This window comes from Klebsiella sp. PCX, from assembly GCF_021869705.1.
Taxonomy (GTDB): domain Bacteria; phylum Pseudomonadota; class Gammaproteobacteria; order Enterobacterales; family Enterobacteriaceae; genus Klebsiella; species Klebsiella quasipneumoniae.
This window is the reverse complement of record NZ_CP091527.1, coordinates 546,558-567,413: the sequence shown is the minus strand read 5'-3', so window position 1 is coordinate 567,413 and position 20,856 is coordinate 546,558. Positions and strand designations below refer to the sequence as shown.

Below are 20,856 nucleotides of genomic sequence, written 5' to 3'. Positions count from 1 at the left end.
CATGGAAAAGCTAAAAATGCATTCACCAAATCTCACACAGGACAACATCGCCCGCATTCGCGATCTATTTCCTGGCTGCGTCACCGAAGCCAAGGGCGAGGACGGCAGCGTGAAGTTGGCAGTGGATTTCGACCAACTGCGGCAGGAACTGTCCGATTCGATTGTCGAGGGGCCACTTGAACGCTACCACCTGAACTGGCCTGGCAAGCGTGAGGCGCTGCTGACGGCCAATGCGCCGATTGCCAAGACCTTGCGCCCGGTGCGTGAGGAAAGTGTGGACTTCGAGACGACTCAGAACTTATTCATTGAGGGCGATAACCTCGATGCGTTGAAGCTGTTGCAGGAAACCTACCTCGGTAAGGTTAAAGCAATTTACATCGATCCGCCTTACAACACTGGAAACGACTTCATATATCACGATGACTTCACCCAAGACTTTGATGAGTTTCTGGTTAAATCAAACCAGAAGGACATCACTGGAAATAGATTGACTGCCAATGCCGAATCTAATGGACGATTCCACTCCGATTGGCTGTCAATGATTTATCCACGAATAAAGCTTGCGAGAAATCTGCTCCAGGAAGAAGGGCTAATATTCATATCTATTGATGATTGTGAGTCCGCATCTCTAAGGAGGTTGTGCGATGAGATTTTTGGTGAAGAGAACTTTCTAGCGCAAATCGTCTGGAAGAAAATTTATAGTGGCAAAGCGGATGCATCTCATTTTGGCAAATTTCACGAATACATTCTTTGCTACGCAAAAAATATTGCTTTGGCAGAAGTGAAATTACTACCAAGAACGGAGGAAATGAATGCCAGATATTCGAATCCTGACAATGATCCTCGTGGCCCTTGGCTTTCAAATGATCTGACCGCTGCTGGTGAACGAAGCGCAGGCCATTATGAGGTTAAGTCACCTTCAGGTAAGTCATTTGACTCTCCAGAAGGTAAGCACTGGCTATACTCGAGCGAAACAATGCAGAGGTTGCTGTCTGATAATCGCATCTTTTTTGGGAAAAATGGAGACGCCTATCCACGCCTAAAACGGTTTTTGTCAGAGGTACAGCAAGGCAGAAAACCAAATACTATTTGGTTGCATGACGAAGTTGGGCATACCGACGAAGGAACGAAAGAATTAAGGGGCTTGCTTGGAAAGAATGTTGACTTCCAAGCCCCCAAACCATCGCGACTCATCAAGCAAATTCTTAAGCTTGCAACGCACAGTGACCGTAACGAAATAGTTATGGATTTTTTTGCTGGATCAGGCACGACTGCGCAGGCTGTTTATTCTCTCAACGCCGAGGATCAAGGTAATCGTCGTTTTTTGCTTGTGCAAATACCCCAAGACTGTGACTCGAAGAGTGAGACGTTCAAAGCTGGTTACAAGACAATTTCCGAAATCACGCGCCAGCGCATCACGCTTTCTGGCGAACAATACAAGTGCGGTAAATCGCTTCTGAACGAAGATTCTGATTTTGGATTTCGGATGTTAAAAATCGACGCCTCAAATATGGCCGACGTTTACTACACGCCCGATGCGCTCGACAAAGCTAAGGTCGACTTGTTCGTCGACAACATTAAGCCCGACCGCACGCCTGAAGATCTACTGTTCCAGGTCATGCTGGATTGGGGCGTCGATCTGGCCCTGCCTATCGCCAAGCACTCCATCCAAGGTAAGGACGTGTTCTTTGTTGATGGCAATGTGCTCGCCGCCTGCTTCGACGCTAGTGGCAGCATTGACGAAGCCTTTGTGAAGGAACTGGCCAAGCATCAGCCATTGCGCGTGGTGTTCCGCGACGCGGGCTACAAGGACAGCGCGGTCAAGATCAACGTAGAGCAGCTTTTCAAGCTCATGTCGCCCGCCACCGAAGTGAAATGCATCTGAGGGGCATGTAATGAAACTTAAATTCAAACACCAGCCCTATCAGGCTGCCGCCGTGCAGGCGGTCGTTGACATTTTTCAGGGGCAGCCACCGGTCTCTGATTCAGCCATGAGATATCGCCTTGACCCTGGTAATACCAAAAACGGCATGGGTGATCTGTTTGCGGTAGATACCGGTTTTAAAAATGCTGAGCTAACCCTCAGTGAGGATACCTTGCGGGAAAACATCCAACTGGCGCAGCGCCAGCAAAACCTGCCGTTGTCGAAGGACTTGATCAAGACTAAGGTCGCAAGGCTAAATCTCGATATCGAGATGGAGACAGGCACTGGCAAGACCTACTGCTATATCAAAACGATCTTCGAGCTGAACAAGCAGTACGGCTGGAGCAAATTCGTCATAGTGGTACCGAGCATTGCCATCCGCGAGGGCGTGGCCAAGTCGTTGGAAATAACGGCCGAGCACTTTCAAGAGACCTATCACAAGAAGGCGCGCTTCTTTATTTACAACTCTAAGCAGTTGCACCATCTGGAGAGCTTCTCCTCCGATGCCGGTATCAATGTCATGGTCATCAACGTACAAGCGTTTAACGCCACCGGCAAAGATAACCGCCGCATCTATGAAGCGCTCGATGATTTTCAGTCACGTCGCCCGATCGATGTGATCAGCGCAAACCGGCCCATCTTGATCCTCGATGAACCGCAACGGATGGAGGGGGGCAAGACGCTGGATTCCCTGGCGAATTTCAAACCTCTGATGGTGTTGCGCTATTCTGCTACCCACAAGACCACACACAACAAGATCCACCGTCTGGATGCGCTCGATGCCTACAACCAGAAGCTGGTGAAGAAGATTGAGGTGCGCGGTATCTCGGTGAAGGGACTGGCGGGAACCAATGCCTATCTCTATTTACAAGCCATCGAAATCTCAAGCAAAAAACCGCCAGTCGCGGTTGTGGAGTTCGAACAGAAACTCAGCGGAGGAAACATCAAGCGCGTCACTCGCAAACTGGGCAAGGGTGACAATCTGTTTGTGCTATCGAAAGAGCTGGATCAATACCGCGATGGGTTTGTGGTATCGGATATCAATGCCAATACGGACACCTTGAGCTTTACCAATGGCGTAGAACTGACGGTGGGTGATGCGACTGGTGATATTTCCGAGATAGCGCTGCGCCGTATTCAGATCCGTGAGACGATCAAAGCGCACTTTGATAAGGAGATGGAGCTCTTTGATAAAGGGGTGAAGGTTCTCTCGCTGTTCTTTATCGACGAAGTAGCCAGGTACCGGGACTACTCCGCTGCCGATGAAAAGGGAGAGTACGCAAAAATATTTGAAGAGGAGTACGCTAAACATCTTCAAGAAGCGTTTGATAATGGGTTTATGCAGGGGGACACCCCTTATGCTAAATATCTACGTCACATTGCGGCCGATAAGACGCATAGCGGCTACTTCTCCATCGACAAGAAGAGCAAGCGCCTCACCGATCCCAAGACCGCTGCGCGCGGTGAAAATGCAGGCTTGTCGGATGACGTAGATGCTTACGATCTGATCCTCAAAGACAAGGAACGGTTGTTATCACTAGCTGAGCCGGTGCGTTTCATCTTCTCACACTCGGCCTTGCGTGAAGGCTGGGATAACCCGAACGTGTTTGTGATCTGCATGCTCAAGCATAGTGATAACAACATATCACGCCGCCAGGAGGTCGGGCGCGGCCTGCGTTTGTCCGTCAATCAAAATGGTGACCGCATGGATCACCCGTCCATTGTTCATGACATTAACGTACTGACTGTCGTGGCCAGCGAAAGTTACAAGGACTTCGTGACCGCCTTGCAGAAGGACATTAGCGACTCCTTGTCTGCTCGTCCGCGTGTGGCGGACAAGGCCTACTTCACGGGCAAGATACTGAACACTAAGGAAGGCACGATTACGGTATCGGACGACCAGGCCACGGACATTGAGTTTTATCTGATCCAGAACGGCTACGTCGATAAGAAGCGCAATATCACGGAGAAATACCACCAAGCTAAGAAAGACGGCACGTTAGAGGCATTGCCGGACGAGCTGCAGCCCTATGCAGAGCAGGTATTCCAGCTGATTAACAGCGTATTTAGCGAAAGCCAGCTCATGCTGGTAGAAGATGGACGCAAGCCCAAAAGACTGCAGACCAACGCCAACTTTGAAAAGCAGGAGTTCAAGGCGCTGTGGGGGCGAATCAATCGCAAAGCTACTTACAACGTGTTTTTTGATGATGTTGAGCTAGTGAACAATGCGATCAAGGCGCTCAATGACAAGAATGCTGGGTTGCGGGTGATGCCGTTGCAATACACCATTCACCGTGGCGAGCAGGCTGATACGGCAACTTACGATGACCTCAAAAAGGGTAATGCCTTCGAGCTGAAAGTTACCGAAACAGAATCGCACACCGCCTCAATTCAATCCGCGGTGCAGTACGACTTGATTGGCAAGTTATCAGAGGGGACTTTGCTTACAAGACGAACCGTTGCCGAAATTCTAAAAGGTCTCAATGCTGACGTCTTCGCGCAATTCAAGAGCAACCCGGAAAGTTTCATTGCCGAAGCCATTCGCTTGGTCAACGAACAAAAGGCCAATGTCATCATCGAGCATCTGGCCTATGACACGCTAGAAGACAAGTTTGATTTGGACATCTTTACCACGGGTCAGAGTAAACAGGATCTCAGTAAGGCTGGGAATAAATTGCAAAATCACATCTATGATTACGTGCTTACCGACTCCGCGATTGAGCGCAAGTTCGTCGAAGAGTTGGATACCAGCAAGGATGTGGTGGTATATGCCAAGTTGCCACGTGGTTTTCTGATCCCAACCCCTGTCGGCGATTACAACCCCGACTGGGCTATTTCCTTCAAAGAAGGCTCGGTCAAGCATGTGTATTTCGTTGCTGAGACCAAGGGCTCGATGTCGTCACTGGATTTACGGCCTATTGAAGCCACCAAGATTAAATGTGCCCGTAAGTTCTTCGATGAGATCAACAAGAAGTTTGCTCCAGAAAACGTGAAGTATGACGTAGTGGATAGCTTCGGTAAACTGATGGAAGTGGTGAAGTAAGATTAAACCCAGCCTACCATTGAAAAGGTCGGCTGGGGTGTATGCTGTATTTTACTTCATTGGGTTGTTGAGCTTTGCATAATCGAATGGTGAAACGGTTTTCTCCCGGTTTGCATTCAGAAAATCAGCCCACCACTGCAACATCAACTTGCGTTCATCCAGATGTTCCGCTTTGTGGATATACGCCGCTCGCACCGAGTTACGCTCCATATGGCTCATCTGCCGCTCCACCGCATCCTTGGACCATAGCCCTGACTCAATTAACGAACTACAGGCCATTGTGCGGAAGCCGTGGCCGCAAATTTCAACTTTAGTGTCATAACCCATAACCCGCAGAGCACTGTTGACCGTGTTCTCACTCATGGGCTTGCGCGGATCGTGATCGCCAATGAAAATCAACTCGTGTTCCCCGCAAAACTGTTTTATCTGCTTCAGGATTGCCAACGCCTGCTTTGAAAGCGGCACCAGATGAGGTGTACGCATCTTTGATCCTCGCTGAGAATGTTTCACGCCGGGAATAGGCTCTCGCTCAGGCGGGATGGTCCACATTGACGTTTCAAAATCGATCTCTGACCAGCGAGCAAAACGCAGCTCACTGGATCGAATAAAGATAAGCAAAGTGAGTTCCGTTGCCCAACGAGTTAGCGGCCTGCCGGTATAGCCGTCTATTTTCTCCAGTAACTCAGGGATGCGCTTTAATTCCAGCGCCGGGCGATGTTGTCGATTGCCAGATGCGACGGCCCCAGCCATCTCCTGCGCCGGGTTGTAATCAATTAACCCGCTTTGCACCGCATAACGCATGATGGCCGTAGTGCGCTGTTGAAGACGAGCAGCAACCTCAAGACGTCCAGACATCTCTACGGCTTTAATGGGCGCTAATAAATCGCGCGTTTTTAACTCAGTGATATTACGTTCACCAAGCGCTGCAAAGAGATTATCTTCCAGACTTTTTAGCACACGATGGGCGTGATCTTCAGACCACTTTTTATTGGTGCCATGCCACTCGATCGCTACCTCTTTAAAGGTTCGTGCTTTACTCTGTTCAACCTTATCATTTTTCTTTTTGTCACCCAGATCGACGCCATTCGCTAGCAGCTTACGCGCTTCGTCACGACGCGCTCTGGCATCCGCCAGTGTGATTTCAGGGTAAACCCCAAGTGCCAACATCTTTTGCTTGCCGTCATAACGGTACTGCAAACGCCAGTACTTAGAACCATTTGGATGGACAAGAAGGTGCATACCGCTGCCATCGGTCAGCTTATATTGCTTATCCGTTGGCTTGGCTGTTCTGACTTTGATATCTGTTAGAGCCATGCTTATCCCCTCCCTGTTGGTACAAGCATTATCGAACCGGAAATACCATCATCTATACCAACATCTGTTGGTAGATGTACGTTGATGTCGGTTGACCTTGAGAGAGTTAATATAGCGGGAAAGGTAGATAAATACTGGATTTTAGACATAAAAAAGACCTCAGTTGAGGTCCATTTACATGCTTTTGGTGCCGAAGGCCGGACTCGAACCGGCACGTATTTCTACGGTTGATTTTGAATCAACTGCGTCTACCGATTTCGCCACTTCGGCACTGAAGGGGATGCGGAAACGTTCTGGATTATACCTGTCGGCGGCGGCCATGCAAGCGACAGCGTGTCGTCATTGCGCTAAGTGTTGAAAAAAACAGCGCTATCCTGCGCGGCGTCACCTTTTGCTGCCGTTCCATAGCGCGACTGCCACCAGCCCCCTCCTCTCACCCTCCCGCAAATCCAACTCCACCTGCCAGCCGTTCCCCCTTCTCCCCTAGCACTCCCAATTCCCACTCAAATTCATCTCAAATTATTCTCACCTCACTCTCACCCGCATCCCCATCACAATCCATCTCTCCCCAAACAAATCCACTCACCAATCGCCAAATATCCCCCCACCCCCACCACCACCATTCCCATATATTCCAGAAAGTTTTAGCCAATGCTTTTTTGTTATTCATCCGCTCCGCAGTCAAATATTAATTTCATCAATATTTTTATAACTTTACATTAATGAAAAGTTTTCTTTTTGCCGTTTATTCCAGGATTTTCCTCAGGCGTGAAGGATTCCGGTAAACACTATTTTTACTAGTCGCTGTACGAGTCTTGATGGACATATTCACTCGATGAATTAACTCAGGAGAATACTTGTGACGACGTTAAAACCTTTGCTGGCCCGCAACCGCAGCTGGGCGCTGCAGAAGTGTCAGCATGACCCGGACTATTTCGAAAAATGGGTCGACGGGCAGCGGCCCCACTCGCTGTGGATCGGCTGCTCCGACAGCCGCGTTCCCGCCGAGGTGCTCACCGGCAGCCAGCCCGGCGAGCTTTTTGTCCACCGCAATATCGCCAATATGCTCGACCCCGCCGACGACAACGTCATGAGCGTCCTGCAATATGCCCTCCACTACCTTGAGGTGGAGCGGGTGGTGCTCTGCGGCCACTACGGCTGCGGCGGCGTGCAGGCGGCGCTCTCCCTGCCCACTCTGCCGCTGGCGCAGGAGTCCTCGGCGCTGGCTCGCCGCATCGGCCAGCTGCGCCACACCCTGCATCACGAAATGGCGCAGATCGCCGATGAATGTTGTGTTGCGGCCTCCCCCGCCGTCAGCGCCAGTGCCAGCACCGGCGCGGAGCGCTCTCGCCATGCGCTGGACGCCCTGGTGGAAGCCAACGTTCGCGCCCAGTTCGCCCGTCTGCTGGAGAGTGAGCCGGTGCAGACGGTGCTCGCCAGCGGGCGACCGCTCAGCCTGCACGGCTGCGTCTACGATCTGGCTTCCGGCCATTTAACCACCCTCGTCGAACACCTCTCACCGCAGGAGCACGCCCCATGAACACGCTTCGTCAGGACTCTCTCGCCGGCATCGTCGTCTTCCTTGTCGCCCTGCCGCTGTGCCTCGGCATCGCCCAGGCCAGCGGCTTACCGCCCTTCGTCGGCCTGCTGACCGGCATCATCGGCGGCCTGGTCGTCACCGCCCTCAGCCCCTCCCGCTTCGCCGTCAGCGGCCCCGCCGCCGGACTGGTCACCATCGTCGTCGCCGCCATTGAATCCCTGGGTTCCTTCTCCGTCTTCCTGATGGCGCTGGTGCTGGCCGGCGTGCTGCAGCTGCTGTTCGGCATTCTGCGGGCCGGGCGCTTTATCTCGCTGGTTCCCGCCAGCGTCATCAAAGGCATGCTGGCGGCGATCGGCATCCTGCTGATTATGCAGCAGATCCCCGTCGCGCTCGGCACGGCGGAAGAGACCGGGCTTGCCGATGTGGTTCAGGGCAATGCCGCTTTCTCCGTCACTGCGATTGCCGTCGCCGCGGGCGGCCTTCTGGTGCTTTGGCTGTGGGGCTCGCCGCTTATCCGCCGGGTGAAGAGCCTGCGCTGGATCCCCGGGCCGCTGATCGCCGTCCTGCTCGGCTGCGTGACCACCCTGCTGCTGACCCATTTTGCGCCGCAGCAGCTGGCCGCCCTGCCGCGTATTACCCTGCCGGCGTTCGGCAGCCTCGGCGAGCTGCTGGGCGAGCTGGAGTCTCCGGCGTGGAGCGCGTGGCGCAATCCGTCGGTGTGGGTGGTGGCGGTGACCCTGGCGCTGGTCGCCAGCCTCGAAACCCTGCTCAGCCAGGAGGCGCTGAAAAAGCTGCGCCCGCAAAATCCGCCGCCTTCGCCGAACCGTGAAATGGTCGCCCAGGGCGTGGGCAATCTGCTCTCCGGCGTGCTGGGGGCGATGCCAATCACCGCGGTCATCGTCCGCAGCTCGGTGAACGTTAGCAACGGCGCGCAGAGCAAACTGTCGATCTTTATCCACGGCGTGCTGCTGTTGATCTGCGGCCTGTGGTTCAGCGGTCTGCTGACCCTGATCCCGCTCGCCAGCCTCGCCGCCGTGCTGTTGTATACCGGCTATAAGCTGGCGACGCCGCGGCTGTTCATCGAGCAATTCCGCCAGGGGGCGGCGCAGTACGTCCCGTTCCTCGCCACCATCGGCGGGATTGTCGCCTTCGGCATGCTGGCGGGGATCGGGATTGGTCTTGCCACCCAGATGGCGTTCAGCCTCTGGCGCAGCCATCGCCACTCGCTGCAGCTGGCGCGCTACGATGACCACTACGTGCTACGCATCCAGCAGAATCTGACCTTTATGCACAATCCGCATCTGCTGGCCCTGCTGGCGAAAATTCCGGAAAAGAGCGTGGTGATCGTCGAGCACGACAGCGTCGGCTACCTCGACCCGGACGTGCGGGCGGTGCTGGATGATTTTGCCGAGAGCGCGCCGCAGCGCGGCATCCGCCTTAATCAGTGGCCGCTCGCCAGCCGCTGACCTTAACGGGCGGCTGGTCCGCCCGCTTCGCGACCCCTCCGATTGCCAAGCGCCATGGAATGCCATGCTCTACACTTTCTGGGTTATCACGCCAACCCCAAGGAAATAAACATGAGCATTATTAAAAGCTACGCCGCCAAAGAAGCGGGCGCCGATCTGTCGCTGTGGGAATACGATGCCGGCGAGCTGCAGCCGGAAGATGTTGAAGTTGAGGTGGAATACTGCGGGATCTGCCATTCGGACCTGTCGATGATCGACAACGAATGGGGGATGTCGAGCTACCCGCTGGTGGCCGGCCACGAGGTGATTGGCCGGGTGGCGGCGCTGGGCAGCGCGGCGCAGGATAAAGGGCTGAAGATTGGCCAGAAGGTCGGCATCGGCTGGACGGCGCGCAGCTGCGGTCATTGCGACGCCTGCATCAGCGGCAACCAGATCAACTGTCTGGAAGGCTCGGTGCCGACCATTCTCAACCGCGGCGGCTTCGCCAATAAGCTGCGCGCCGACTGGCAGTGGGTGATCCCTCTGCCGGAGAGCATCGATCTGGCGTCCGCCGGCCCGATGCTGTGCGGCGGCATCACCGTCTTTAAACCGCTGCTGACCCACCACGTCACCGCCACCAGCCGCGTCGGGGTGATCGGTATCGGCGGCCTCGGCCATATCGCCATTAAGCTGCTGCGGGCGATGGGCGCGGAAGTGACCGCCTTCAGCTCCAACCCGGCCAAAGAGCAGGAAGTGCTGGCGATGGGCGCCGATCGCGTGGTCAACAGCCGCGATCCGGAAGCCTTAAAAGCGCTGGCCGGCCAGTTTGACCTGATCATCAACACCGTGGCTGTGGATCTCGACTGGCAGCCGTACTTCGAAGCCCTGGCTTACGGCGGCAACTTCCATACCGTCGGCGCGGTGATGAAGCCGTTCCCGGTGCCGGCCTTTACCCTTATCGGCGGCGACCGCAGCATCTCCGGCTCGGCGACCGGCAACCCGTCCGAACTGCGCACGCTGATGAAGTTCGCCGGGCGCAGCAAAGTGGCCCCGACCACCGAGCTGTTCCCGATGTCACAAATTAACGAAGCGCTGAAGCACGTTCGCGAAGGCAAAGCCCGCTACCGCGCGGTGCTGAAAGCCGACTTCTGATGGTTCTCTCCCGCCGGGCGGCCCGCTCGCCCGGCGTTTTCCCCGTCGCTTCATCAAACCGTCATCTCCCCGCCATGCCTCTGTAGTCATTGCTTCCCACAATCCGGGCTTCGATAAATGGCTGAACGAGATGCGCGTCACCATGAGAAAGACCTGGCTTCCCTGGCTGATCCTGTCGCCTTCCCTGCTGTTTTTACTGCTGTTTACCTGGTTCCCGCTGGGGCGTTCGGTGTATGACAGCCTGTTTGATACCCGCATGGCCAGCGACGGCGCACAGTACGTCGGGCTGGATAACTTCGCCCGCCTGTTTGCCGATAACGTCTTCTGGCAGTCGCTGGGCAATAACCTGCTCTATATCCTGCTGACGGTGGTGCCCGGGGTGACCCTCGCCCTGCTGCTGGCGGTGGCGCTGAGCGAGAACCATCGCGTCAACCGCTGGCTGCGCACCGCCTTTTTCTTCCCGATGATTATCCCGATGGTCAGCGCCGCCGCGCTGTGGCTGTTTATCTTTATGCCCGGCCTCGGCCTGCTCGATCACTATCTGGCGAAGCTGTTCGGGCCGATGAACAACAACTGGCTGGGGCGCAGCAACAGCGCGCTGCTGGCCCTGGCGCTGATCGGTGTGTGGAAGTTCGCCGGCTATTACATGCTGTTTTTCCTCGCCGGGCTGCAGAGCATTCCGGCCTCGACGCGGGAAGCGGCGCTGATGGAAGGGGCTACCCGCACGCAGGTCTTTTTTAAGGTCACGCTACCGCTGCTGCGCCCGACGCTGAGCTTTGTGATCACCACCGCGCTGATCTACTCCATCACCCAGATCGACCACGTGGCGGTGATGACCCGCGGCGGGCCGGACAACGCCACCACCGTGCTGCTCTATTACATTCAGAATCTCGCCTGGGATACCCACGACCTTGGCAAAGCCTCCGCCGCCACCTTCCTGACCCTGGCCGGGCTGTTCGCCTTCTCGCTGATTAACCTGAAACTGCTGGAGAAAGGAGCCCACTATGAGCGCTGACATCTCGCCGCTGCTGGTCCGCACACCCGCCGCCGCCCGTCCACTGTGGTTGCGCCTGCGCCGCTCGTCGCCCTTTACGCTTACAGTATTAATGTGCTGCCTGGCGCTGCTGTGGATCAGCCCGTTTATCTGGATGCTGGCCACCTCGTTCAGCGCCACCACCTTCGGGGAAGACATGGCCTCGCTGCTGCCGCGCCTGCCGCTAACCCTCGATAACTTCCGCGACGCCTGGAACAGCGCCGACTGGCTGAGCCTGTACGCCAACACCCTTATCTTCACCTTCGGCACCTTCTTCGTGCAGCTGTTGACCATCACCACCGCCGGGTACGTCTTCGCCTGCCACGAATTTCGCGGCAAGCAGACGCTGTTTCTCCTGTTCCTGGTGCAGTTGATGATCATGCCAGTGGTGATGATGGTGCCGAACATGCTGACCCTGAAAACCTTCGGCCTGCTCAACACCCTCACCGGGGTGATGATGCCCTATTTCACCTCGGCGTTCGGCGTGTTCCTGATGCGTCAGGCGTTCCTCGCCATCCCGAAAGAGCTGGAGGAGGCGGCGCTGATGGAGGGCTGCCGCTGGTGGCAGGTGCTGTTCCGCGTGCTGCTGCCGATGTCCTGGCCGTCGGTGCTGGCCTTCGCCACCGTCAGCATTACCTACCACTGGAACGAGTACCTGTGGCCGCTGATGATGCTCAACGATCCCGACAAGCAGGTGCTGACCGTCGGGCTGGTCTCCTTCGCCATGGGCGCCGAATCCGGCGGCCAGTGGGGCACCATCGGCGCCGGGACGCTGATGGTCTGCCTGCCGCTGATGCTGGCGTTCATTCTTTTTCAGAAACAGTTCCTGCGGAGCTTCGGCTTCTCCGGGATCAAATAAGGAGTGATTCATGCTGTTAGCACACATTTCCGATACCCATTTCCGCAGCCGCGGCGAGAAGCTGTACGGCTTTATCGACGTCAACGCCGCCAACGCCGATGTGGTCTCGCAGCTTAACGCGCTGCGCGAGCGCCCGGACGCGGTGGTGGTGAGCGGGGATATCGTCAACTGCGGCCGCCCGGAGGAGTATCAGGTGGCCCGCCAGATCCTCGGCAGCCTGAACTATCCGCTGTATCTGATCCCCGGCAACCACGACGACAAAGCCCATTTTCTGGAGCATCTTCACCCGCTGTGCCCGCAGCTGGGCAACGATCCGCAAAATATGCGCTATGCGGTGGATGACTTCGCCACCCGCCTGCTGTTTATCGACTCCAGCCGCGCCGGCACCTCGAAGGGCTGGCTGACCGACGAGACCATCGGTTGGCTGGAAGCCCAGCTGTTCGAGGGCGGCGACAAACCGGCGACTATCTTTATGCACCACCCGCCTCTGCCGCTGGGCAATGCGCAGATGGACCCGATCGCCTGCGAAAACGGCCACCGTCTGCTGGCGCTGGTGGAGCGTTTCCCGTCGCTGACGCGCATCTTCTGCGGCCATAACCACAGCCTGACCATGACCCAGTATCGGCAGGCGCTGATCTCCACCATTCCCGGCACCGTCCACCAGGTGCCGTACTGCCACGAAGATACCCGGCCCTATTACGACCTCTCCCCGGCTTCGTGCCTGATGCACCGCCAGGTCGGCGAGCAGTGGGTGAGCTACCAGCACTCGCTGGCCCACTACGCCGGGCCGTGGCTGTACGACGAAAACATCAGTTGCCCAACGGAAGAGCGCTAACCGCCATGCTCAGTCTGCAAAACATCAGTAAACGTTTCGACGGCAAGCCGGCGCTCAGCGCCCTGTCGCTGGATATTCACGAAGGCGAATTCGTGGTGCTGGTCGGCCCGTCGGGCTGCGGGAAAAGCACCCTGCTGCGCCTGCTCGCCGGGCTGGAGCCGGTTAGCGAAGGCCAAATCTGGCTGCATGATGAGAACATCACCGCCGCCACGCCGCGCGAGCGCAACTTCGCGATGATCTTCCAGAACTATGCTCTGTTTCCGCATCTGTCGGTGCGCGACAACATTACCTTCGGCATGCAGGTGCGCAAGGAAGAGAAAAGCAGCTGGCAGCCGCGGGTGGACAAAGTGGCGCAGATGCTGCAGCTGGAGGCGCTGCTTGACCGCAAACCGGCGAAGCTCTCCGGCGGCCAGCGCCAGCGGGTGGCGATGGCCCGGGCGATTGTGCGCAATCCGCGGCTGTTCCTGATGGACGAGCCGCTCTCCAACCTCGACGCCCGTCTGCGCAGCGAAGTGCGCGACAGCATTATGGCCCTCCACCAGCAGCTGAAAACCAGCACCATCTATGTGACCCACGACCAGACCGAGGCGATGTCGATGGCCGACCGCATCGTGGTGATGAACGGCGGCCACGTGCAGCAGGTCGGGCGCCCGGAGTATCTCTACGCCAACCCGGCCAACCTGTTCGTCGCCGGATTTATCGGTTCGCCGGCGATGAACCTGCTGTCGCTGCCCTGCGCCAACGGTGAAGTACTGTTGGGAGAACAGCGCCATCCGCTGCCACCGCGCCACCGGGATCAGACTCGCGTCTGGCTGGGCGTTCGACCGGAACATATTACCGACCGCGTGGAGGAGGGCCATCTGCGCCTGCCGGCCACCGTTCTACAACGAGAACTAATGGGAGCCGATTATCTGCTCCACGTCAGCACCCCGATCGGCACCCTGCGCTTTAGCCGCCGCCACCGCGGCACGGTGCCGGAGAAAGGCGAGTCGCTACCGATCGGCTTTTCGCCTGCCGATGTGCATCTTTTTCATGCTGAGACCCAGCATAATTTATTGATGGAGTGTAATCATGTTTAAACCTTTTACGGTAGTCGCGGTTGGCCTCAGTCTTGCCCTGAGCGGCGCGGCGCTGGCAAAAGAGAAAATAGACTTCATGTTCCCGGCGCCGGTGGACGGCAAGCTGACCATGGAGATGACCCGCGTCATTAAGCAATTCAACGACTCGCAGCAGGATGTCGAAGTACGCGGCATCTTCACCGGCAACTACGACACCACCAAGATCAAAGCCGAATCGGCGCAAAAGGCCGGGCAGCCGCCGGCGCTGGTGATCATGTCCGCCAACTTCACCACCGATCTGGCGCTGAAGGATGAGATCCTGCCGATGGATGAGCTGTTTAAATATGGCGATCAAAAGGCCGGCGATTTTCTGCAAAAGGAATTCTGGCCCGCGATGCATAAGAACGCCCAGGTGATGGGCACCACTTATGCGATCCCGTTCCATAACTCGACGCCGATCCTCTACTACAACAAGACGATGTTCGATCGGGCCGGGATCAAACAGCCGCCGCAGACTTGGGCCGAGCTGCTGGCCGATGCCAAAAAGCTGACCGACGAGAGCACAGGCCAGTGGGGGATCATGCTGCCGTCGACCAATGACGACTACGGCGGCTGGATCTTCTCGGCACTGGTGCGCGCCAACGGCGGGAAATACTTTAACGAAGACTATCCGGGCGAGGTCTATTACAACTCGCCGACCGCCATCGGCGCCCTGCGCTTCTGGCAGGATCTGATCTACAAGGACAAGGTGATGCCGTCCGGGGTGCTGAACTCGAAGCAGATCAGCGCTGCTTTCTTCTCCGGCAAGCTCGGGATGGCGATGCTCAGCACCGGCGCGCTGGGCTTTATGCGCGAGAACAGCAAAGACTTTGAGCTTGGGGTGGCGATGCTGCCGGCCAAAGAGCAGCGCGCGGTGCCGATCGGCGGCGCCAGCCTGGTGAGCTTTAAAGGCATCAGCGATGCGCAGAAGAAAGCGGCGTATCAGTTCCTGACCTATCTGGTGAGCCCCGACGTGAACGGCGCATGGAGCCGCTTTACCGGCTACTTCTCGCCGCGCAAGGCGTCATACGATACGCCGGAGATGAAGGCCTATCTGCAGCAGGATCCGCGGGCGGCGATCGCCCTTGAGCAGCTTAAGTACGCCCATCCGTGGTACTCCACCTGGGAGACCGTAGCGGTGCGTAAGGCGATGGAGAACCAGCTGGCGGCGGTGGTTAACGATGCCAAAGTGACGCCGGAAGCGGCGGTGCAGGCGGCGCAGAAGGAAGCCGACGCGCTGATGAAACCTTATGTGGATAAGACCGCGCTGGCGGAAGTGAAGTGACGCTTTACCCGTCATCGTCACCCTCACCCTGGCCCTCTCCCTGAGGGAGAGGGGACGGTTCGGCGCTGTGGTTGAGCCCTGGGCCCGGGAGAGGGAACTGTCCGGCGCTGTGGTTAAGCCCTGAGTCCGGTTGTGAAAGGAAAAAAAGCAGGCCATACCCGGTATGGCCTGAAAATGTCACAACGATTAGATCCCTGCCGTTTCGCGGATATATTTGCGCGCTTTGACGGCGTATTCGAAAGGATTGGCCAGGGCAGGATCCTGCTCGGCTTCTACTACCATCCAGCCTTTATAGCCAAAGTCGTCCAGCAGCTTGAACACCGGACGGAAATCGATCACCCCGTCGCCCGGGACGGTGAAGGTGCCTTTTTTCACGCCGTCGAGGAACGACAGGCCGTCGCGGCGCACCTGGTCGATCACCGGCGGGCGGACGTCTTTCAGGTGAACGTGGTTGATGCGCGGCAGATACTTTTTGAGGATCGCCAGCATCGGCGCTTCGCCGCCTTCGGAATACCAGGCGTGGCCGGTGTCGAACAGCAGGAAGACGCGCTCGTCCACCAGCGACATAAACTTGTCGATTTCCGCAGTGGTCTGGATGCCGGTGCCCATGTGGTGGTGCAGACAGACCTGCATCCCCTTCTCCGCCGCCAGGCGACCGAGGGTGTTGTAGCCTTCCGCCACCCGCTGCCACTCCTCTTCGCTGAAGCACGGCTTCGCATCGCCGAGGATCGGTTTATCCAGCCCCTGGATGCTGCCGCTCTGCTCGGAGCAGCCAATCACTTTCGCGCCCATCGCATGCAGGAAGTTCATGTGATTGACGAATTCATCAATGGTTTTTTCCCGCTGGCCGTTGGCGAAAAAGGTGCTGAACCAGGCGTTGCAGATCTGAATGCCGCGGATATCCAGCATCGGCTTGAGGACCGCCGGGTCGCGCGGATATTTGCTGCCGACTTCGCTGCCGGTAAAGCCGGCCAGCGCCATTTCGCTGACGATCTGCTGGAAGGTGTTTTCGCTGCCGAGCTCCGGCATATCATCGTTAGTCCAGCCGATCGGGGCGATAGCCAGTTTGACGTTATCTTTGTTCATAGTAGGGCTCCTGCCGCTGCGCCTTAACGGCGCAGCAATTCACGTTCAATGAGTTCACGGGTTTCCACTGCCTGGTATTTCATTTTTTCCGGGTAGCCAAACAGCGAGGTGGCGACAATCGGCTCCCCGCCGACCTTGAAGGTCTGCTCGGCGAATTTCATTTCGCGCAGGGTGCGGAACAGCGCGTCGAAATCCACATCCCCTTCCCCGACGCCTACGTGCTGGTGCACCACGGCATCCACGCCCGGCGGGTTAACGATATAGCGGCAATGTTTCGTATGATTGCGGGTATCCGCAATCAGGACATGGGAGAGATCGCTCCCGGCATAGCGCAGCATGCTCGCCACGTCGCCGACGCCTTTGTCGTAGAAAAAGGTGTGCGGCACGCTGTAGACGTACTTCACGTTATCGCTGCGGAACGACTTCACAATATCGACGGTTTCATTGTTCTCTTCGCAGAAATCCCAGGGATGCGCCTGGATCTCCACGCGGATGCCTTCCCGCTCAAAAATCGGCAACAGCTCTTCCATCGAGCGATAGAACATTTCATCGCAGATCTCAGGCTGATTCGGATCGCCGGAGAACTCGGTGTTGATCACCTGAACGCCCATCTCCACCGCAATTTCCACCAGCCGTTTCCAGTTTTTCACCGCTGCCTGACGGCGCAGTTCGTCCGGGCCGGACCAGCGGTAGACGCAGATAAACGACGACAGCTCAAGGCCGGTATCGCGCAGCGCCTGCTTGTACTCCGCCATGATCTCCCGGCTGGCGCGCGGGTGCTTGTAGAACGGGTTAATCTGCGGGTGCGGCGACTGTTCAATGTACTTGTAGCCCCACTCCGCTACCTGATGGACCATGCGGGTGATCCCGAGGTCCTTAATGACATCCACATCAAAGGCAATTTTCATCGTCGTTACCTGTGCAAAGAAGTTCCGTCAGCAAAACGTGCTTAACGTTTATAGAATGCCGGGCACTCAGGCAGCGTCACTTCAACCGGCTCGCTGGTTCCCTGCGCTTTAATGCAGGCGTCCGCCGCCACCGACGCCGCGTAGCCGTCCCAGGCCGACGGGCCGTGCAGCTGGCCGGCTTTGACGTCGTTGATAAAGGCCTGCAGCTCAACGTCGTAGGCTTTGATAAAGCGGTCTTTCCAGTCGGTCAGGATGGCAGTCGACAGGCTGGCGGACTTGCGCATCTGGACGGCAGACGGCTCCGGCAGACGGGCAATCCCGGTCTCGCCGACCACTTCGCACTGGATGTCATATCCGTACTGGCAGTTCACGAACACCTCGACGTCGATCAGGGTGCCTTTTTTGGTTTCAAAGGAGACGATCTGCGGATCTTTCAGACGCGCGTGGGTATGCGAGGTGGAGCGCGGGAAGCGCACCTGCACGGAACGGTAGTCATCGTTCAGCAGCCAGCGCAGCACGTCCAGCTCGTGGATCAGGGTGTTGGTGATCGCCATATCGGTGGTGTAGTTCTCGCCGACCGACTGGTTGCGGTGGGCGCAGCGCAGCATCAGCGGCGCGCCGATATCGCCATCGTCGATCACTTTTTTCAGCGCCAGATAGCCTTCGTCGTATGGGCGCATAAAACCTACCTGCACCAGGCGACGGCCGGCCTTCATTTCGGCATCGACGATGCGGCGGCAGCCTTCCGCAGACATCGCCAGCGGTTTTTCGCAGAACACCGGCTTACCGGCGGCAATGGCGGCCAGGGTGTACTCTTCGTGGGTCGGGTCCCAGGAGGTGACCAGGATGGCGTCGACATCGCTGGCGTTAATCACGTCGTGGCCGTCGGCGTAGACTTCCGCCTGCACGCCCGGCAGCGCGACCGCCGCACGGGCGTTGTCGGCATTGATATCAGACACCGCCACAACGGTGGCGCCCTGCAGAACCTGGGTGCAGCGACGGATGTGTTCTTTACCGATAGCGCCAGCGCCGATGACACCTAATTTGAGCGACATAATGGTTTTCTCCGTAAGTCTGTAGGATTCAGAGTGGATGTTCGTTTTAGTAATCACGCGCCTGGGCGCGCTTTTCATTAATCATTTGCGCAACTTTGCGGATCCGCTCAGAGAGCGCCGTCTGGGCGACCCCAACGTTCCACCAGCTGCCGTATTTGTGCACCATGGTCTTCGGCAGCACTTTAATATCAATCAGGGTGCTGACCGTTTCGCGACGGGCGGCGTCCAGCGCGTGGCGCAGTTCGTCCAGGGTGGTGACGCGCCAGGTTTTGCAACCGTAGCCGGCGGCGATGGTGGCGAAGTCCACCGGCACCAGGCCGCCCTGCAGCTGGCCGGTTTCCGGCTGGCGGTAGCGGAACTCGGTGCCGAAGCTGTCCATCCCGTGCTCCATCTGCAGGTTGTTGATGCAGCCGTTGGCCATGTTGTCGAACAGCACGACGTTGATCTTCGCCCGCTCCTGCAGGGAGGTGACCAGCTCAGAGTGGAGCATCATGAACGAGCCATCGCCGACCAGGGAGTAGACTTCGCTCTGCGGCTGCGCCAGCTTCACGCCCAGCGCGGCGTTGACTTCGTATCCCATGCAGGAGTAGCCGTACTCCACGTGGTAGGTGTTTTCGGCGCGGTTGCGCCAGACGCGCTGCAGATCGCCGGGCAGGCTGCCCGCCGCCGCGACGATCACCGCCTCGGCCGGCAGCGTTTCATTCAGTACCCCAAGGACGCTGCTCTGGGTCAGGGTGGAGTCGGTGATCTGGCGGAACTCGCGATACACCGATTCGCGATCGAGATGATCGTCGATCTCCGGGACAAAGGATTTTTCCTGCCACACCGCCTGGTAGACGCGCTGGGTCTCTTTTAACTGACGGCTCTGCACGCTCTCGATCTGCGCGCCCCAGCCGGCCTGCCAGCCGCTGTCCGCCAGCGCCGCGTCGAGGGCGGTCATCGCTTCCCGGGCGTCCGCCAGCATGGCAATACCGTCCAGCTTCCAGGCGTCGAAGTTGCTGACGTTAATATTCAGGAAACGCACCTCCGGGTGCTGGAAAATCCATTTCGAGGCGGTGGTAAAATCGCTGAAACGGGTGCCAACGCCGATCACCAGGTCGGCCTCTTTCGCCAGCAGGTTCGCCGCCAGACAGCCCGTCTCGCCGACGCCGCCGACGTTCAGGGGGTGAGAAGAGACCACCGTCCCCTTCCCGGCCTGGGTTTCGGCAAAGGGCACCCCGTAGCGCTCGGCGAAACGGGACAGCGCTTCGCCCGCGCCGGAGTATTTCACCCCGCCGCCGCAGACGATCAGCGGTTTACGACTGGCTTTGATGGCCGCCACGGCGTCCGCCAGCTGCGCGGCGCTGGCCGGGCGGCGGTCGAGACGGTGCACCCGGCGCGCAAAGAAGGATTCCGGGTAGTCCCAGGCTTCGCCCTGCACGTCCTGCGGCAGGCACAGCGTCACCGCGCCGGTTTCCGCCGGGTCGGTCAGGACGCGCATGGCGTTGATGCAGGCGCTCATTAGCTGTTCCGGGCGGGTAATGCGGTCCCAGTATTTGCTGACCGCGCGGAAGGCGTCATTGGTGCTGATGCTGAGATCGTAGCTCTGTTCAATCTGCTGGAGCACCGGGTCCGGCTGGCGGGTGGCGAAGACATCGCCCGGCAGCAGCAGCAGCGGAATGCGGTTGGCGCTGGCGGTGCCGGCGGCGGTGATCATGTTGGCCGCCCCCGGACCGATGGAGGAGGTGCAGGCGATAATCTGCCGGCGCAAGGCCTGGCGGGCAAAACCGGTGGCCACGTGGGCCATCCCCTGCTCGTTGCGCCCCTGATAGACGCGCATGTCGCCGCTGTCCTGCTCCAGCGCCTGCCCCAGCCCCAGGACGTTGCCATGGCCGAATATCGCGAAAATGCCTTTCACGAACTTCAGCTCTACACCATCCACTTCCAGGTACTGGTTATCGAGGAACTTCACCAGCGCCTGCGCCGTTGTCAGTCTCAGTTTGCCCATGATGCACAATCCTTATTGTTCAGTATTTGTGTGTGGCGTCGCGCCGATGCCGCCGGGGCCGTCGTTCACGTCACTGGAATACCTGTGGATTATAGGCAAACATTTTTTTCATTAAATACAAATACAGAAGAAATATTTCATTTTGCGAGAAGGATCAAACTCTCTACCCATTTCATACGTTTCACTTACATTCCTGACACGTTTTCGGGCCCTTTTTTGCCGCAGCACACGACAATATCCCCTTAAAAATCATAGGTAAATGGCTGTCGTGTGGCGTTTCATTTTCTCCCGGG

At 57.5% G+C, this 20,856-nt stretch carries 15 protein-coding genes and 1 tRNA gene; 10 read left to right on the top strand and 6 right to left on the bottom strand.

The features are described 5' to 3' along the window. The first annotated feature begins 1 nt into the window (after position 1). Positions 2-1,885, top strand: coding sequence for a site-specific DNA-methyltransferase (locus GQR96_RS02615; RefSeq protein WP_065904828.1), 1,884 nt, complete (start codon positions 2-4; stop codon positions 1,883-1,885). 10 nt (positions 1,886-1,895) lie between these two features. Continuing rightward, the gene (locus GQR96_RS02610; RefSeq protein ID WP_065904824.1) at positions 1,896-4,967 is read left to right on the top strand and encodes a type III restriction-modification system endonuclease; all 3,072 of its coding nucleotides are present in this window, start codon (positions 1,896-1,898) and stop codon (positions 4,965-4,967) included. A 51-nt stretch (positions 4,968-5,018) separates the two neighbouring features. Here GQR96_RS02610 and GQR96_RS02605 read toward each other — a convergent pair whose 3' ends face one another. Both GQR96_RS02605 and GQR96_RS02600 read right to left on the bottom strand, forming a co-directional pair. After that, on the bottom strand, positions 5,019-6,281 hold the full coding sequence (locus GQR96_RS02605) for a tyrosine-type recombinase/integrase (protein ID WP_065904822.1): 1,263 nt from the start codon (positions 6,279-6,281) through the stop codon (positions 5,019-5,021). Positions 6,282-6,466: 185 nt separating this feature from the next. Further along, positions 6,467-6,551, bottom strand: a tRNA-Leu gene (locus GQR96_RS02600). Between the two features lie 589 nt (positions 6,552-7,140). On the opposite strand from GQR96_RS02600, the gene GQR96_RS02595 reads away from it, so the two are divergent. The 8 genes from GQR96_RS02595 to GQR96_RS02560 all read left to right on the top strand — a co-directional run bounded on the left by GQR96_RS02595 (position 7,141) and on the right by GQR96_RS02560 (position 15,527). Next, positions 7,141-7,821 (top strand): carbonic anhydrase, encoded by a 681-nt coding sequence (locus tag GQR96_RS02595; RefSeq protein WP_236948499.1) that lies wholly within the window; start codon positions 7,141-7,143, stop codon positions 7,819-7,821. Beyond that, complete coding sequence (locus tag GQR96_RS02590; protein ID WP_069135462.1) at positions 7,818-9,287, top strand: SulP family inorganic anion transporter; 1,470 nt, start codon at positions 7,818-7,820, stop codon at positions 9,285-9,287. The genes GQR96_RS02595 and GQR96_RS02590 overlap by 4 nt, the downstream gene beginning before the upstream one ends. A gap of 111 nt (positions 9,288-9,398) precedes the next feature. Then, positions 9,399-10,418: an NADPH-dependent aldehyde reductase Ahr gene (locus GQR96_RS02585; RefSeq protein WP_004178400.1), complete on the top strand. Its 1,020-nt coding sequence runs from the start codon at positions 9,399-9,401 to the stop codon at positions 10,416-10,418. A 130-nt stretch (positions 10,419-10,548) separates the two neighbouring features. Next, positions 10,549-11,433, top strand: coding sequence for a carbohydrate ABC transporter permease (locus tag GQR96_RS02580; RefSeq protein WP_004146807.1), 885 nt, complete (start codon positions 10,549-10,551; stop codon positions 11,431-11,433). After that, a complete protein-coding gene (locus GQR96_RS02575) occupies positions 11,423-12,310 on the top strand; it encodes a carbohydrate ABC transporter permease (RefSeq protein WP_048294078.1) in 888 nt (295 codons plus the stop codon). The genes GQR96_RS02580 and GQR96_RS02575 overlap by 11 nt, the downstream gene beginning before the upstream one ends. Before the next feature lie 10 nt (positions 12,311-12,320). Beyond that, positions 12,321-13,145 (top strand): phosphodiesterase, encoded by an 825-nt coding sequence (locus GQR96_RS02570; RefSeq protein WP_004192335.1) that lies wholly within the window; start codon positions 12,321-12,323, stop codon positions 13,143-13,145. A 5-nt stretch (positions 13,146-13,150) separates the two neighbouring features. After that, positions 13,151-14,224: an ABC transporter ATP-binding protein gene (locus GQR96_RS02565; RefSeq protein ID WP_023319610.1), complete on the top strand. Its 1,074-nt coding sequence runs from the start codon at positions 13,151-13,153 to the stop codon at positions 14,222-14,224. After that, complete coding sequence (locus GQR96_RS02560; protein ID WP_043519346.1) at positions 14,217-15,527, top strand: ABC transporter substrate-binding protein; 1,311 nt, start codon at positions 14,217-14,219, stop codon at positions 15,525-15,527. The genes GQR96_RS02565 and GQR96_RS02560 overlap by 8 nt, the downstream gene beginning before the upstream one ends. A 186-nt stretch (positions 15,528-15,713) precedes the next feature. On the opposite strand, the gene iolE is transcribed toward GQR96_RS02560, so the two are convergent. The 4 genes from iolE to iolD are packed head-to-tail and all read right to left on the bottom strand — an operon-like array spanning position 15,714 to position 20,563. Then, on the bottom strand, positions 15,714-16,613 hold the full coding sequence (gene iolE, locus GQR96_RS02555) for a myo-inosose-2 dehydratase (protein WP_004192343.1): 900 nt from the start codon (positions 16,611-16,613) through the stop codon (positions 15,714-15,716). Between the two features lie 23 nt (positions 16,614-16,636). After that, a complete protein-coding gene (locus GQR96_RS02550; protein WP_004152193.1) occupies positions 16,637-17,521 on the bottom strand; it encodes a sugar phosphate isomerase/epimerase family protein in 885 nt (294 codons plus the stop codon). A 41-nt stretch (positions 17,522-17,562) separates the two neighbouring features. Then, positions 17,563-18,576 (bottom strand): bifunctional inositol 2-dehydrogenase/D-chiro-inositol 1-dehydrogenase, encoded by a 1,014-nt coding sequence (locus GQR96_RS02545; protein WP_004152192.1) that lies wholly within the window; start codon positions 18,574-18,576, stop codon positions 17,563-17,565. A gap of 46 nt (positions 18,577-18,622) precedes the next feature. Further along, positions 18,623-20,563, bottom strand: a complete 1,941-nt coding sequence (gene iolD / locus GQR96_RS02540; protein ID WP_064795200.1) for a 3D-(3,5/4)-trihydroxycyclohexane-1,2-dione acylhydrolase (decyclizing) — start codon at positions 20,561-20,563, stop codon at positions 18,623-18,625. Positions 20,564-20,856: the final 293 nt, after the last annotated feature.

Coding starts and splice junctions, on each gene's coding strand:
- iolD (WP_064795200.1), bottom strand. CDS start 20,563: ATGGGCAAACTGAGACTGACAACGGCGCAGGCGCTGGTGAAGTTCCTC.
- GQR96_RS02575 (WP_048294078.1), top strand. CDS start 11,423: ATGAGCGCTGACATCTCGCCGCTGCTGGTCCGCACACCCGCCGCCGCC.
- GQR96_RS02615 (WP_065904828.1), top strand. CDS start 2: ATGGAAAAGCTAAAAATGCATTCACCAAATCTCACACAGGACAACATC.
- GQR96_RS02585 (WP_004178400.1), top strand. CDS start 9,399: ATGAGCATTATTAAAAGCTACGCCGCCAAAGAAGCGGGCGCCGATCTG.
- GQR96_RS02550 (WP_004152193.1), bottom strand. CDS start 17,521: ATGAAAATTGCCTTTGATGTGGATGTCATTAAGGACCTCGGGATCACC.
- GQR96_RS02610 (WP_065904824.1), top strand. CDS start 1,896: ATGAAACTTAAATTCAAACACCAGCCCTATCAGGCTGCCGCCGTGCAG.
- GQR96_RS02570 (WP_004192335.1), top strand. CDS start 12,321: ATGCTGTTAGCACACATTTCCGATACCCATTTCCGCAGCCGCGGCGAG.
- GQR96_RS02545 (WP_004152192.1), bottom strand. CDS start 18,576: ATGTCGCTCAAATTAGGTGTCATCGGCGCTGGCGCTATCGGTAAAGAA.
- GQR96_RS02560 (WP_043519346.1), top strand. CDS start 14,217: ATGTTTAAACCTTTTACGGTAGTCGCGGTTGGCCTCAGTCTTGCCCTG.
- GQR96_RS02605 (WP_065904822.1), bottom strand. CDS start 6,281: ATGGCTCTAACAGATATCAAAGTCAGAACAGCCAAGCCAACGGATAAG.
- GQR96_RS02590 (WP_069135462.1), top strand. CDS start 7,818: ATGAACACGCTTCGTCAGGACTCTCTCGCCGGCATCGTCGTCTTCCTT.
- iolE (WP_004192343.1), bottom strand. CDS start 16,613: ATGAACAAAGATAACGTCAAACTGGCTATCGCCCCGATCGGCTGGACT.
- GQR96_RS02580 (WP_004146807.1), top strand. CDS start 10,549: ATGCGCGTCACCATGAGAAAGACCTGGCTTCCCTGGCTGATCCTGTCG.
- GQR96_RS02565 (WP_023319610.1), top strand. CDS start 13,151: ATGCTCAGTCTGCAAAACATCAGTAAACGTTTCGACGGCAAGCCGGCG.